13 protein-coding genes and 2 pseudogenes are annotated in these 13,006 nt (G+C 72.9%); 1 reads left to right on the top strand and 14 read right to left on the bottom strand.

Translation table 11 applies throughout. The features are described 5' to 3' along the window. Positions 1–94 precede the first annotated feature (94 nt). The 11 genes and pseudogenes from QE381_RS14385 to QE381_RS14335 all read right to left on the bottom strand — a co-directional run bounded on the left by QE381_RS14385 (position 95) and on the right by QE381_RS14335 (position 10,035). On the bottom strand, positions 95–499 hold the full coding sequence (locus tag QE381_RS14385) for an SIP domain-containing protein (protein ID WP_307219233.1): 405 nt from the start codon (positions 497–499) through the stop codon (positions 95–97). Positions 500–545: 46 nt separating this feature from the next. Beyond that, positions 546–1,682, bottom strand: a complete 1,137-nt coding sequence (locus QE381_RS14380; RefSeq protein WP_307219232.1) for a UDP-N-acetylmuramate dehydrogenase — start codon at positions 1,680–1,682, stop codon at positions 546–548. 4 nt (positions 1,683–1,686) lie between these two features. Next, on the bottom strand, positions 1,687–2,091 hold the full coding sequence (locus QE381_RS14375; protein ID WP_307219230.1) for a MaoC/PaaZ C-terminal domain-containing protein: 405 nt from the start codon (positions 2,089–2,091) through the stop codon (positions 1,687–1,689). Between the two features lie 97 nt (positions 2,092–2,188). Next, positions 2,189–2,635: a MaoC family dehydratase N-terminal domain-containing protein gene (locus tag QE381_RS14370; protein ID WP_307219228.1), complete on the bottom strand. Its 447-nt coding sequence runs from the start codon at positions 2,633–2,635 to the stop codon at positions 2,189–2,191. Between the two features lie 50 nt (positions 2,636–2,685). Continuing rightward, positions 2,686–3,489 (bottom strand): sulfite exporter TauE/SafE family protein, encoded by an 804-nt coding sequence (locus QE381_RS14365; protein WP_307219226.1) that lies wholly within the window; start codon positions 3,487–3,489, stop codon positions 2,686–2,688. Positions 3,490–3,499: 10 nt separating this feature from the next. After that, positions 3,500–4,777, bottom strand: coding sequence for a chloride channel protein (locus tag QE381_RS14360; protein ID WP_307219224.1), 1,278 nt, complete (start codon positions 4,775–4,777; stop codon positions 3,500–3,502). Then, positions 4,774–5,361, bottom strand: a complete 588-nt coding sequence (locus tag QE381_RS14355) for a CoA-binding protein (protein WP_307219223.1) — start codon at positions 5,359–5,361, stop codon at positions 4,774–4,776. Before QE381_RS14355 ends, QE381_RS14360 begins: the two co-directional genes overlap by 4 nt. Positions 5,362–5,374: 13 nt before the next feature. Next, positions 5,375–6,664 carry an O-acetylhomoserine aminocarboxypropyltransferase/cysteine synthase family protein gene (locus QE381_RS14350; RefSeq protein WP_307219221.1) on the bottom strand — a complete coding sequence of 430 codons (1,290 nt, stop codon included), beginning with the start codon at positions 6,662–6,664 and terminating at the stop codon, positions 5,375–5,377. Between the two features lie 240 nt (positions 6,665–6,904). After that, a pseudogene (locus QE381_RS14345) lies at positions 6,905–8,357 on the bottom strand (phytoene desaturase family protein). A 39-nt stretch (positions 8,358–8,396) separates the two neighbouring features. Next, positions 8,397–9,479: a CU044_5270 family protein gene (locus QE381_RS14340; protein WP_307219220.1), complete on the bottom strand. Its 1,083-nt coding sequence runs from the start codon at positions 9,477–9,479 to the stop codon at positions 8,397–8,399. Next, complete coding sequence (locus QE381_RS14335) at positions 9,442–10,035, bottom strand: RNA polymerase sigma factor (RefSeq protein ID WP_307219217.1); 594 nt, start codon at positions 10,033–10,035, stop codon at positions 9,442–9,444. The genes QE381_RS14340 and QE381_RS14335 overlap by 38 nt, the downstream gene beginning before the upstream one ends. 108 nt (positions 10,036–10,143) lie before the next feature. Here QE381_RS14335 and QE381_RS14330 point away from each other — a divergent pair, with 108 nt between their 5' ends. Continuing rightward, positions 10,144–10,623, top strand: a complete 480-nt coding sequence (locus QE381_RS14330) for a hypothetical protein (protein ID WP_307219215.1) — start codon at positions 10,144–10,146, stop codon at positions 10,621–10,623. A 23-nt stretch (positions 10,624–10,646) separates the two neighbouring features. Here QE381_RS14330 and QE381_RS14325 read toward each other — a convergent pair whose 3' ends face one another. The 3 genes and pseudogenes from QE381_RS14325 to QE381_RS14315 form a co-directional block, all read right to left on the bottom strand. Further along, on the bottom strand, positions 10,647–11,423 hold the full coding sequence (locus QE381_RS14325; protein WP_307219214.1) for an alpha/beta fold hydrolase: 777 nt from the start codon (positions 11,421–11,423) through the stop codon (positions 10,647–10,649). A 49-nt stretch (positions 11,424–11,472) separates the two neighbouring features. Beyond that, positions 11,473–12,714, bottom strand: a complete 1,242-nt coding sequence (locus QE381_RS14320; protein ID WP_307219213.1) for a serine/threonine-protein kinase — start codon at positions 12,712–12,714, stop codon at positions 11,473–11,475. Between the two features lie 93 nt (positions 12,715–12,807). Beyond that, a pseudogene (locus tag QE381_RS14315) lies at positions 12,808–13,002 on the bottom strand (ANTAR domain-containing protein); the annotation flags it as partial. Positions 13,003–13,006 lie beyond the last annotated feature (4 nt).

The following is a 13,006-nucleotide window of genomic DNA, read 5'->3' as shown; positions in this document are numbered from 1 at the left end:
GGGCGGGTGCGCGCGAGGGGGAGAGAGGGCGGCGCGAGAGAGCGCCGCGCGCGAGACCGAAACCCACCCAAAGGCGGCCCCGCGCGCGGCGGGCTTATGCGGGGCGCAGGTGCGCCTGGGCCATCCGCACGATGTGCGGCGCGGTGCGCGGCCCGAGCCAGACCGTGCAGTGCACGGCCGGATCGCAGGCCCACTCGGCGCACCAGGCGTAGACGCCCATCGCGAGGCGCTCACCACGGCCGCGGACCGCGAGCGGCGACGGATCGCACGGCTGCCGGTCGCGCACGAGCCAGGTGACGGACACGTGCTCGGGAACGCGGACGCGGTGACGCTGGATGGTGGCGAACGCCTCGATGAGCACCGTCACGGAGACCTCGACCGGCAGGCGCTCGGCGATGCGGACCATGTCCGGCACGTCGTTGGCATCGCCCGCGAGCAGCACAGCGCCCGTCAGGGTGTCCCAATCGGGCTCGAGGAAGGGGCCGGCTGCCATGTCCATGGCTAAGACATTAGGTTAGCCTTACCTACATTGCAAGCCCTGTGGGTCAGAGCTCCACACCCACCAGCACCGGCTCCGGCTGCAGCAGCAGACCGAACTCCTGCTGCACCCGCTGCTGGATGAACCGCGCCAGCTCGGCGATCTCGGCGGCGCTCGCTCCGCCCCGGTTGGTCAGGGCGAGCGCGTGCTTGCTCGACACCGCCGCCCGCGACCGCGGGAGGGCGAAGCCCTTGCGGATGCCGGACTGCTCGATGAGCCACGCCGCACTCACCTTCACCTCCACGGACCGGGAGGCCGGCGGCGGGACGTAGCCGTCGAAACGATCGAGCGGGATGATCCGCACGGGCTCGATCACCGGCTCCATCGGCCACCGCGGGCACGCCTCCGGCAGTGTCCGTGCGAAGGCCTCCGAGACGATCGCGTTCTGGAAGAACGAGCCGGCCGACCAGGTGTCGGGATCGTCCGCGTCCAGCAGCATGCCCTTCGAACGCCGGGTCGCCAGCACGCGGTCGCGGACCCACCCGAGCGACACCTCGGCATCCGGTGCGAGCCCCAGCGCCCGCCGGAGCTGCTCGCCGTGCACGCGGACGTCACCGCTGCCGACCTCGGTCAGCTCGAGCGTGACCGAGAGGATCACGGCACGCCGCGCGGCGACGGAGCCGTAGTGGTGCTTGAGCACCGACGTGCGGAAGCCGAGGCCCAGCTCGGACGCCGGGACCCGCTCGACCTCCCCCGAGGACTCGTCGAGCACCTCGACCTCGACGAGCGTCTGGGCGATCTCCTGCCCGTACGCACCGACGTTCTGGACCGGGGCCGCACCCACAGTGCCGGGGATCCCCGACATGGCCTCGATCCCCGAGAGTCCCCTTTCGACGGTCTCGGCGACGAGGGTGTCCCAGTCGTGGCCCGCCTCGACCCGCAGGCGCACCCTCCCGGGCGCCGACCCGGGGAGCTCCTGGACACCCGCACTGCGCACGCGCACGACCGTGCCGTCGAAGGGCTCGTCGCCGACGAACAGGTTCGAGCCGCCGCCGAGGACGAACCAGTCCTCGCCGCCCTCCCAGACGTCCCGGAGCACGCCGATGAGGTCCGCGCGCGCGTGGGCCTCGAGGAGCCGGCGTGGCGGGGCGCCCGTGCGCAGGGTCGTGAGGGCGGCGAGCGGCGTCGAGGTGTTCTCGGGCATGAGGTCAGACCCGCCGCACGCGCACCTGCGCCTTGCCGAGCACGGTCGTTCCGCCGGCCGTGACCGTCAGGTCGATGCGGGCGGTCTCGTCGTCGAGCGCACCGACGGCGGCGCGCACGGCGACGTCGGCCCCGGCGTCGGGATCGACCACGACGGGCCGCGTGAACCGCACGCCGTACTCGAGGATGCGTCCGGCATCCCCGAGCCACGGGACGATCGTCTCGACCGCGAGCCCCATCGTGAGCATGCCGTGCGCGAGCACACCCGGGAGCCCGACGCGGGCGGCGACGTCGTCGCGGTAGTGGATGGGGTTGAAGTCGCCGGACGCGCCGGCGTAGCGCACGAGCGACTCGCGGGTGAGGTGCACCTCGCGCTCGGCCACGACCTGTCCGACCTCGAGCTCGCTCACCGACCGCACCTCCCCTGTGCATGTCCCAGTTCCGACCGGAAGGCGGCATCCTCAGCGGTCGAAACTGGGACACGACCCATCTCGAAGTGGGACATGCTCATTCGGCGCCTCCGATCAGCAGGACGGATGTCGCGGTCACGACGTGGGCGCCCTCGGCATCCGTGATCTCGGTGTCGCTCGTGACCATCGCCCCCGAGCCGACCGCGCGGACGCCGGTGACACGGATACGGCCCGTCAGCTCGTCGCCCGCCGTGATCGGCCGCGAGTAGCGGAACCGCTGCTCGGCGTGGATCGTGCGCTCGAGCACGATGCCGGAGTCGGGCTCCCCGATCAGCTGCTGCAGGGCGAGGTCCTGAACGACCATCGCGAACGTCGGCGGAGCGACCACATCGGGGTATCCGAGAGCCTGCGCCGCCGCCGGATCGGTGTGCTGCGGATCGGTCGCGAAGACGGCACGGGCGAACTCACGCACCTTCTCCCGCCCGACCAGGTAGGGAGGCGTCGGCGCGAAGTCACGGTCGACCAGTGCGGGGTTCACAGACACTCCCCCATCCTATCGAGGAGCGTCCGCAGCCCCTCCGGACGGCCACGCCGTCATGCCGACGTGCGCGACCGGATGGCCTTCAGCGCCAGCTGCGACGCGATGAACACGAGATAGACGGCGAACAGGATGTTCCCCAGCAGCGGGTCGACGACTGTCGCGAGCCACGCGCCGAGCGCGGTCGTGCAGCACGCGGCCACGCCGATGGCCACCGCCGCGAGCAGGTCGACGTTGCGGCGCTTCACGTTGCCGACCGTCCCCGAGATCGCGGTCGGGATCATCATGAGCAGCGACGTCCCCTTCGCGAGCAGGTCGCTCATGCCGAACCCGAGCATCAGCACGGGGACCACGACGATGCCGCCGCCCACGCCGATGAGCCCCGAGACGATCCCGGTCACGACGCCCGTCACCGCGAGCGCGGCCCCGCTCCACCAGGTCACGTCGAAGGGCTCGCCGCGCGACGGGATGACGATGAACAGCATCACGATCACGACCACGAGGAACGCGACGAAGCCCCAGCGCAGGACGTTCTGCGAGACGCGAGGCAACAGCCAGGTGCCGATCTGCGCGCCCACGACCGCGCCCGCGGCGAGGATCAGCGCGGGGATCCATGCGACCGATCCGTGGACGGCGTAGGAGATGACGCCGACCGCCGCCGTGGGCACGATCGCGGCCAGCGACGTCCCCGCCGCGAGGCGCTGGTCGAACCCGAGGGTGAGCACGAGCAGCGGCACGATGACGGTTCCGCCGCCGACGCCGAAGAGCCCCGAGAGCAGCCCGGCCAGCAGGCCGATGCCGACGCACGCGAACAGGAATCTGGGACTGCGCGTCGCGCGCGCGGGGGCTGGGGCACTCACCGGCCTGAGCCTACTCCCGGCTCGGATCCACCGGTGCGAAGCCCGCCAGTGCGCCGCGCCGGAAGAGCGCGGAGACCGCGAGCGAGCCGGCGACGGCGAGGAAGATGGGAACGAGCAGCGTGAACCCGGTGTCCGTGAACTCGATGACCAGCGCGATCGCGGTGAACGGGGCCCGCATGTTCGCCGCGAGGAAGGCCGCCGCAGCGACGATCGCGAGCGAGGTGCCGTCCGCGCCGGGCCAGATCAGCGCCCATCCGGCCGCCGCCGCCGCACCCAGGGCTGCGCCGATCGCGACCGAGGGCTGGAGCGTGCCGCCGATGGCCCCCGCCCCCAGGGACACCGTCGTGGCGACGTACTTGAGCACGGCCAGCACGAGCAGCATCCAGAACGGCTCGCTCAGGTCGAAGCCGGCGGTCGCCATCGCACGCCCGTTGCCGAGGATGAGCGGGAAGAACATGCCGACCGCTCCCACCGCGGCGAACACGAGCGGCAGCACGACGAGCAGCTTCCAGCCGGTGGGTCGGCGCGCGCTCAGTCGCTTGGTCGCGGCGACGAAGCTCGTGGCACCCAGCCCCATCACGGGCCCGATGACGAGAGCCGCGACCAGCAGCGACGCGTTGACCTCGACCGTGCCGACCTCGTAGAGCGAGTGGTCGCCGACGAGCGGCCGTGCCACGAGGGTCGCGATCGCGCTCACCGCGAGGGCCGTCACGGCCGCGGCGATGGAGAACTCGCCGAGCAGGATCTCGACCGCGAACACCGCGCCGCCCAGGGGCACGTTGTAGACCGCGGCGAGACCGGCACCGGCGGCGGAGGCGATGAGGATGCGGCGCCAGCGCGGCGTGAGCCCGAACCATCCGACGACCTTCGACGCGCCCATGGCGGAGAGCTCGCGGGGCGCGACCTCCTTGCCGATCGAGGCGCCGAGGCCGACCGAGACGACCTGCAGGACCGTGTCGACCAGCGTCTCGAAGGCCGGCATACGGCGGCCGTCGACGCCCTGCTCGACGCTCGCGATCGGCCGCCCGAACCGGCGCACGAGGTACCAGCCGACAGCCGCGATGACGCCCGCGGCCGTGACCGAGACCAACGGCAGCCACGGGGCCGACGGCGACGGCAGCCCGTCGAGGAACGGGCCTTCGCCCTCGCCCCAGACGAGGTGCTCGACCGAGTGCACGATCCAGACGAGCAGCAGCACGGCCAGTCCCGTGCCGATCCCCGCGACGAGGGTGGCGAGGGCGATCCGCAGCAGGTGCCCGACGGCGGGGTGGAGCCGGGCGCCGGTCACCGGAGCGTGCGACGGGAGCTGATCTGCCCCGTGTCGAAGCCCATCAGATGCAGACCGCCGTGGAAGCGGGCGTGCTCGATCTTGATGCAGCGATCCATCACGACCGTGAGCCCCTGCTCCTCGCCGTGGCGGGCCGCATCCTCGTTCCAGATGCCGAGCTGCACCCACACGGTCGGCGCGCCGATCGCGACCGCCTCGTCGATGACGGCGGGGATGTCGGAGGGCTTGCGGAAGACGTCGACGATGTCGGGCACCTCGGGCAGCGACGCGAGGTCGGGGTAGGCCTTCTGGCCCAGGATCTCGGTGGCGTTCGGGTTCACGAAGTACACGCGGAAGTCGCTCGACTGCTGCAGGTAGGTGCCGACGAAGTAGCTCGAGCGCGCGGGGTTCGCCGAGGCGCCGACGATCGCCACGCTGCGCGCGTTGCGAAGGATGCGCAGGCGCTCCTTGGCGCTCGGTCCCTCCCAGGTGCGCTGCGAGCGCAGCAGCTTCGCGAGCGGCGACGAGGCCGGCAGCGAGCAGGTCAGGCCGTTGACCAGGCGCGTCGTGACGAGATCGTCCGCCGCATCGGTGACATCGGTCATGTCTTCCTCCGTCCTAGGCGTTCTGGGCCGCGTCGAGGGCCTGGTCGAGGTCATACAGGATGTCGTCGACATCCTCGAGTCCGACGCTGATGCGCACGAGCCCCGGCAGCACGCCGCCGTCGATCAGCTGCTGCTCGGTGAGCTGCGCGTGGGTCGTCGAGGCGGGGTGGATGACGAGGGTCTTGGCATCGCCGATGTTCGCCAGGTGGCTGGCGAGATCGACCGACTCGATGAAGGTGCGACCGGCGGCGCGGCCGCCCGTCACGCCAAAGCTGAAGACGGCGCCGGGCCCCTCGGGGAGGTACTTCGCGGCGCGGTCGTGGTGCGGGTGCTGCGGCAGACCCGCCCAGTTGACGAACTCGACGCGCGGGTCGGCGTCGAGCCACTCGGCGACGATCCGCGCGTTCTCGACGTGCGCGCGCATGCGGAACGGCAGCGTCTCGACGCCCTGCGCGAGCAGGAACGCGGAGTGGGGCGCGAGGGCCGGGCCGATGTCTCGCAGCTGCTCGGCGCGCAGACGTGTGAGGTACGCGTACTCGCCGAAGTTGCCCGACCACTCGAGCCCGCCGTAGCTGGGCACCGGCTGGCTGAACAGCGGGAAGCGCTCGGAATGCCAGTCGAACCGGCCCGACTCCACGACAACGCCGCCGAGGGTCGTGCCGTGTCCACCGAGGAACTTGGTCGCGGAGTGCACGACGATGTCGGCGCCCCACTCGATCGGGCGGCAGAGGTAAGGGGTCGCGACGGTGGAGTCGATGATGAGGGGCACACCCGCATCCCGTGCGACCTCCGCAAGGCCCTCGATGTCGGCGATCTCGCCGGAGGGGTTGGCGATCGTCTCGGCGAAGATCGCCTTGGTGCGGTCGGTGACGGCCGCGGCGTAGTCGGCCGGATCCGCCGAGGCGACGAAGGTCGTCTCGACGCCGAAGCGCCGGAGCGTCACATCGAGCTGCGTGATGGAGCCGCCGTAGAGGTTCGCGCTGGCGACGAGGTGGTCGCCGGCCCCGGCGAGCGAGGCGAAGGTGATGAACTGCGCCGAGAGCCCGCTCGAGGTCGCGACCGCTCCCAGCCCCTGCTCGAGCGACGCGATGCGCTCCTCGAACGAGGCGATCGTGGGGTTCGCGAGGCGGCTGTAGATGTTGCCGTACTTCTGCAGCGCGAACCGGGCGGCCGCGTCATCGGTGTCGTCGAACACGAACGACGCCGACTGGTAGATCGGGAGGGCGCGAGCGCCGGTCACGGCGTCGGGGATGTTGCCGGCGTGGATCGCGCGCGTGCGGAAGCCGTATTCACGGTCTGCCATGGTGAGCTGGCCTTCGGGATCGAGAGTGGGGGCCTCCCGAGCCTACCGGGGGCGGCGGACACCGGTGTGCGGGGTGTCACGCGGAGTCACGTGTGCGGGCGCCCGCGCCCGGTGCCGGCCCGGTGCCGGCCAGGTGCCAGCCCGTACCCAACGGCGGGGATCCCGACCAACACCCCGAGAGAACACCCCACACCACGGCGTGTCGACCACGATCCCCGCACAAGCGGACGCCGCGACGACTCACCCCGGCGCCAGACCCGGGGATGTCGTCACGCCGAACTCGTGCACGAGCGCGCTCCGCGCGGCCCACCACCCGGCCAGCCCGTGCACGCCCGGCCCCGGGGCGGTGGACGCCGAGCACAGGTAGGTGCCCGCGAGCGGGGTGCGCCACGGATCCCGGCGCAGGACCGGCCGCCGGAACAGCTGAGCGAGGGTCGGCGCGCCGGCCGAGATGTCGCCGCCGGGGTAGTTGGGGTTGTGCCGTGCCACCTCGACCGCGGTGCGGGAGTGCACGGCCAGCACGGTGTCGCGGAACCCCGGCGCGAACCGCTCGATCTGGCGGGTGACGACATCCCGCGCATCGAGGTCGCTGCCGGCCGGCACGTGCGTGTAGGCCCACAGGACGTGGCGGCCCGCGGGCGCGCGGGTGTCGTCGAAGCGCGACGGCTGAGACACGAGCACGAAGGGGGCGTCGGCGTGGCGCCCCCGCGCGACGGCGTTCTCGGCCGCGGCGATCTCGGCGCGCGTGCCGCCGAGATGCAGGGTCCCTGCGGCGCGCGCCTCGGCGGCCGCCCAGGGAACGGGCTCCGAGAGCGCGAAGTCGACCTTGGCGATGCCGTTGCCGAGGCGGAAGCGGCCGAGTGCAGCGCGGTAGCCGGGCGGGCACATCGTCGCCCGCGATGCGGAGGAACGCCGCGGGCGTCGTGTCGAAGAGCCGCACGCGAGCCGGCGGCAGCTCCTCCATCGCGGTGATCTCGGCGCCGAGGACCACCTCTCCCCCGTGGGCGCGGAGGTCGGCGACCAGCGCATCCGTGATCGCCCGGCTGCCCCCGCGCGGGATCGGCCACCCCCGGGCGTGCGCATAGGCGGCGAGCACGAGACCCGCCCCGGCCGCGCCGAGGCTCGGCTGCGCGAGGATCGCGTGCGCCGCGGCACCGGTCACGAGGGCGGGCGCGGCATCGTCGCGGAACCGGGCGTTCCACAGCGGCGTGCCCTGCTCGAGGGACCGCCAGCCGAGGGATGCGGCCGTTCCCGCGCGCGGCGGCAGGCGCAACAGGGAACCGCCCGTGATCTCGGCCAGCTCCGCGGCCCGCGCGGCGAGCGGACGCATGAGGCGCACGTACGCCGCGCCGTCGCGTCCGAGCGAGTCGGCCGTGCGCGCGAGGTCGCGGTAGGCGACCGCGGCGCGAGCGCCGTCGAGCGGGTGGGCGAAGGATGCCTCGGGCACGACGAACTCGACCCGCTCGGCGAGGGCGAACTCGCGGAAGAATCGCGACTCGAAGGCCAGGGGGTGCACGGCCGAGCAGACGTCGTGGTGGAAACCCGGAAGGGTGAGCTCGGCGGTCGTGGCTCCACCGCCCGCCGTGGCCGCCCGCTCGTAGACCCGCACCGAGAGCCCGGCGCGGGCGAGGGTCACCGCGGCCGCGAGCCCGTTCGGGCCCGAGCCGACGATGACGGCGTCCAGTGCAGCCATGCCGCCACGCTACCCCGGGCCCGCACGCGGAACCCCCGATCACCAGTGATCGGCACGGCCGTTCGGCGTTCCCCCTGCGGGGGCGCTGTCGACGACCGAGGTCGTGACGGCGGTGAAGCCCGTCGGCGTGCCCTCGGGGAGCCCGAACGTGTCGCCGAGCGCCACCTGCCGTTCCCCGATGAGCGCACCCGTCGAGGGATCGATGATGATGTCCTGCCGCGTGTCGTCGACCGTCTCGACCCGGCCGATCGCGACGCCCGTCCGCCCGTCGAGGTTCGCCGTCTGCTCGGTGATCTCGACGCCGGGGATCCCGGCCGCCGCGCGATAGAGCGCCGCGCGCAGGTCGGCGGGAACGGTCCCCGATCGAAGGATGTCGGCGATCCAGACGAGGGCCTCGCCGTCGGGCGAGCGGCCGGCGCCGCGCGTCGTGTCGTAGATGTGGTTCAGCAGCTGCTGCGGATCCCTCGGGAGCGCCGCGTAGTCGGGCCGCGAGGAGTTGCCATAGAACGCACCGCCGGGGGCGCGCAGGATATCCGGGCCCGTTCCGAACTCGGCGATGCTCTGCTCGTAGCGCTTCTGCGCGACCTCGGCGGCCTCCGGGCTGAACGTCTCGTAGGGCTCGGTGTTCCCCCGCACCCATACCCAGTCGAGGGAACGGTCGGCGGGGACGTACAACTGGTTGCGCTCGATCGTCAGGTACGCGATCACCGGCTGCCCATCGACGTCCGTGTCGCTGCGGAAGCCGACGTATCGGTACACGGCGGTCGTGTCGATCTTGAGGTACTGGCCGGGCCGAAGGACGGGATCGGCGGAGGTGATGGCGGCGAGCGCTGCCTTGTCGAGCACGGCCGCCGCCGCGGCATCCGCCCCGCCCCGCCAGCCGGCGACGCCCAGCACGTTCGTCGCGACGAGCGTGACGGTCAACGCCGCCGCCGCGGTGCCCAGTGCGCCCAAACCGAGCCACCGGGCGCGGTGTCGGTGCTTCGGCCGTGGCACCGGTCGCGTCGCGTCCGACTCGGCCTCGGCGCGTTCGAGGAGCGCAGCACGTGCCCGCCGGAGCGCGTCCGCGCTCGGCTCGGGTGCGTCAGTGCGAATCCGTTGCAGCAGGGACAACTCGTCCATGGTCTACCTCCTCGCGGGCCGAGCCCGGATCGATGGCGATGCGCAGCCTGCGGCGTGCGCGGTTGAGACGTGAGCGGACGGTGCCGACCGGGATCTCGAGGGCCGCGGCGACCCCCTGGTAGTCGAGATCTCCCCACGCGTAGAGGAGCAGGACGTCGCGATCGCCCGCGGGGAGCCGGCGCAGCGCCGAGCCGACTTTCGCAGCGAGGCGTTCGGCATCCATCCGGTCCGCGGCCCTGTCGATCTGGTCGTGCTCGACGCGACCGAGATCGGCCGCCCGCAGTCCTCGCCACGCCCGCGCCTCCAGCCGTGCGTGCTTCGCGATCAGGCGGGTGGCGATGCCGAGGAGCCAGGGCAGGGCGCTCGGGGAGTCGTCGAACGCCGCCCGTCGCTCGAAGGCGACGAGGAAGGTCTCGGACATCACGTCGTCGGCCGCTTCCGCTCCCAGCCGACGCGCGACATAGCGATGGATCGTGCGCGCGTGTCGGTCGAAGAGCTCGGCGAACGCCCCCGGTCGGTCCCGGGATCGTCGCATGATCTCGTTGTCGGTGCTCACGAAGGGTATTGCTCGTTTTCGTGGAACGGGTTCACGGTCACCTCACTGCTGGCACAATCGGCGTATGGACCGCGCCGCGAAGCCCGACCGCTTCGGCGGGTGGGCTCCGTGAGCGCGCGCCGGACGCGGCCGCCGATCGACGGCCGCGTGCTGATCGTCGGCAACGCCGACGAGGTGCTCGCAGAGCTCCGCAGAGCCGCGCAGCACGACGGCGTGCGCGTCGTGGACACCGGCGCGGCGGCGCAGGACGACGACCTGGCGACCGTGGGGATCGCGGCGGTACGCACGAAGTCCCGCTCGACCCTGGCGCTCGGCATCCGCACGCTCGACGAGGTCGCCGATCGGCTGCGACCGGATGCGGTGCGCCTCGTGATCGCGGTGCGCGCGAAGATGACGGTCACGCCCGACCGTCTCATGCGGCCGCTCGTCGCCGAGATCCTCTTCCAGCTCGCGGTGGCGACGGGCGGCCTCGAAGGCGCACGGAAGCTCCGTCGCGCCCGCGCCCGATTCGGGTCGGCTGTGCTGGACGCCGCCGGCCTGCACGTCTTCCGCATCGGTCGGATGCTGCCGCTCACCAGCGAGGACTGAGCGCGGCGCTCAGCCCAGCAGGCTCAGCGCCACCGTTCGGCGACGACCCGGGCTGTGGCGGCCGCATCCGGGCGGTGGCCGACCGACTCCGGGACCGAGACGAGCTCGGCGCCGGCGACGGTGCGTGCGAGGCGCTCGGCGGCGGAGCGGAGGAACGGGAACGTCTGCACCCCGCACAGCACGGTGACGGGCGCGCGGGGCGCCTGCATCGCCGCCGTGGGCGTCGAGAGCTCGCGTGTGAGAACCGCGTCGTACACCGTCGACTGCGCAAGCGGCACGAGCGCGTCGAACATCGGCGAGCGACGGATCTGCTCGATGACGTCCTCCGGCAATCCGACGCCCTCGCGCTGGAAGAGGACGACCGCCTCGGCCGGACGGCCCTCGTCGACCAGCCGCTGCAATCGCGCCGGGAGCTCGGGGTCGGGGTCGCCCTCACCGAAATGGAACGGCGGCTCGGAGAGGAAGAGGTGATCGAGCTCGACGCCCTCGCCCGCGGCGAAGAGCGCGAGCACGGCGCCCGAGGAGTGACCGAGCACGGCGGCACCGCCGCCCGCGGCGGCGGCGACGGCGGCGAGGTCTTCGGCCTCGCGGCGCGGATCCACGGGCGGGGTGTCGCCGCTGTCGCCGCGTGCGCGTCGGTCGTAGGTCACCGCGCGCAGACCGTTCGCGGCGAGCGACTGGGCGAGCTCGGCGGCGTCGCGCGCCGTCGAGAACGCACCGTTGACGATCACGACCGCGCGGCCCTCGCCCGTCTCGTGCACCGCGATCGGCGTGCCGTCTGCGGAGTCGATGTGCATCATGCGCTCACGCTACCCACCACCACGGACACGCACGAGACGGCGTGCGGGGCTAGTCGTCGCCCTTCCCCTTGCCGTTGTCCTTTCCGCCCCCGGGATCCTTGTCCGGTCCGGGATCCTTGTCGCCGCCCGGCCCCTTCGGGGTGTCGGGTTGGGCGGGATCCTCGGTCTCGACCGGCGCGGGCGTGGAGACCGACGGCGTCGACACGACCGGGGAGACGGCGGGGGTGGGGACGGAGGCGGAGGGCTCGGGCGTCGGCACGACGGCCGGGGTGCCGATCGTGGAGGCGCCGATCGCGATCGCCCCCGCCAGGACGATCGCGGCGACGGCGCCGCCGACGAGGACCGCGGCACGACGGGATCGGCGCCGAGCCTGCTCCTCCCCCGTGTAGCGCGCCGCGGCGGCCGCTGCGGGAAGCCCCGGCACCGGGGGCATCACGGCGGTCGGCTGGTCCGCCCGCCGTGGCGCGCTCAGGGTCTCGAGGACCGCCAGAGCGGTGGGACGACGCGACGGCTCCCGCTGCACCATCGCCGCCAGCATCTCCCGCCACAGCGGCGGCAGGGTGTCGGGGACCTCGGGGTCCTGCGCCAATCGTGCCAGGACCTGGGCGGCACCCTGCGCCGAGGGGAAGGCGCCACGACCGGTGAGCGCCTCCAGCAGCACGAGGCCGAGCGAGTAGATGTCCGAGGCAGGCTGGGGAGGGCCGCCGAGAGCCACTTCCGGGGCCAGATAGGCCGCGGTTCCGATCATGGTGCCGGGGCGCGTGATCCGCTCCGAGCCGAGCAGGTGGGCGATCCCGAAGTCGGCCAGCTTGGCACGGGAGGCGCGTCCGGGGACGGCACCGGGAGCGAGGAGGATGTTGGACGGCTTGATGTCCCGATGGACGATGCCGCCCGCGTGGACGACCGCCAGCGCCTCCGCGAGGTCGTGCGCGATGCTGGCGACCTCGTCGGACGACATCGGCCCCTCCGCGAGCCGTGCCGACAGCGACGGCCCGTCGACGTACTCCATGACGAGGTAGCGGGGTCCGGGCCCGCTCAGCCGCGCATCGTGCAGGACGACGAGCGACGGATGCGTGAGCGAGGCGAGGGCGACCGTCTCGGTGCGGACCCGTTCGCCGCCCTCCACATCCCCCTCGACCGCGTGGACGACCTTGATCGCGACGCGTCTGCCGAGCGCGAGGTCCTCGGCGACGTACACGCGGGACATGCCGCCCGTGCCGATGAGCGCCCCGATGCGATACCGCCCGTCGAGGACCGCGCCCGGCTCGACCAGAGATCCCGGATCGTCCATCCTCCCGAGGCTATCGGGTCGGACAGGGCGAGGCGAGCGACGGGGCGCCCGGCGCGGTCACGTCACGGCGGAGCCGGGCGCGGGCCCGCGCGCTCAGGATCGTCCCCGCTCGAGCAGCGCACGGAGCTCCAGCTCCTCGCGCGCCACCGCCCTGGCGACCTCGCTCAAGCGCAGCTGATGACGTCGCGCATAGCCGCGAAGGAGGTCGCGTGCCGCGTCCATGTCCACCCCGAGCGCGCGGGCGACGAATCCCTTGGCCTGTTCGATCGGCACCCGGGTGTCGAGCGCCCGC

Source organism: Microbacterium sp. SORGH_AS_0888, assembly GCF_030818905.1.
Lineage (GTDB): Bacteria > Actinomycetota > Actinomycetes > Actinomycetales > Microbacteriaceae > Microbacterium.
This window is presented reverse-complemented; position numbering and strand designations above follow the sequence as displayed.

What these genes read in the sequence shown, in the direction of transcription:
- QE381_RS14340 (WP_307219220.1), bottom strand. Translation starts at nt 9,479, where the DNA reads ATGGACGAGTTGTCCCTGCTGCAACGGATTCGCACTGACGCACCCGAG.
- QE381_RS14325 (WP_307219214.1), bottom strand. Translation starts at nt 11,423, where the DNA reads ATGATGCACATCGACTCCGCAGACGGCACGCCGATCGCGGTGCACGAG.
- QE381_RS14320 (WP_307219213.1), bottom strand. Translation starts at nt 12,714, where the DNA reads ATGGACGATCCGGGATCTCTGGTCGAGCCGGGCGCGGTCCTCGACGGG.
- QE381_RS14385 (WP_307219233.1), bottom strand. Translation starts at nt 499, where the DNA reads ATGGACATGGCAGCCGGCCCCTTCCTCGAGCCCGATTGGGACACCCTG.
- QE381_RS14380 (WP_307219232.1), bottom strand. Translation starts at nt 1,682, where the DNA reads ATGCCCGAGAACACCTCGACGCCGCTCGCCGCCCTCACGACCCTGCGC.
- QE381_RS14350 (WP_307219221.1), bottom strand. Translation starts at nt 6,664, where the DNA reads ATGGCAGACCGTGAATACGGCTTCCGCACGCGCGCGATCCACGCCGGC.
- QE381_RS14355 (WP_307219223.1), bottom strand. Translation starts at nt 5,361, where the DNA reads ATGACCGATGTCACCGATGCGGCGGACGATCTCGTCACGACGCGCCTG.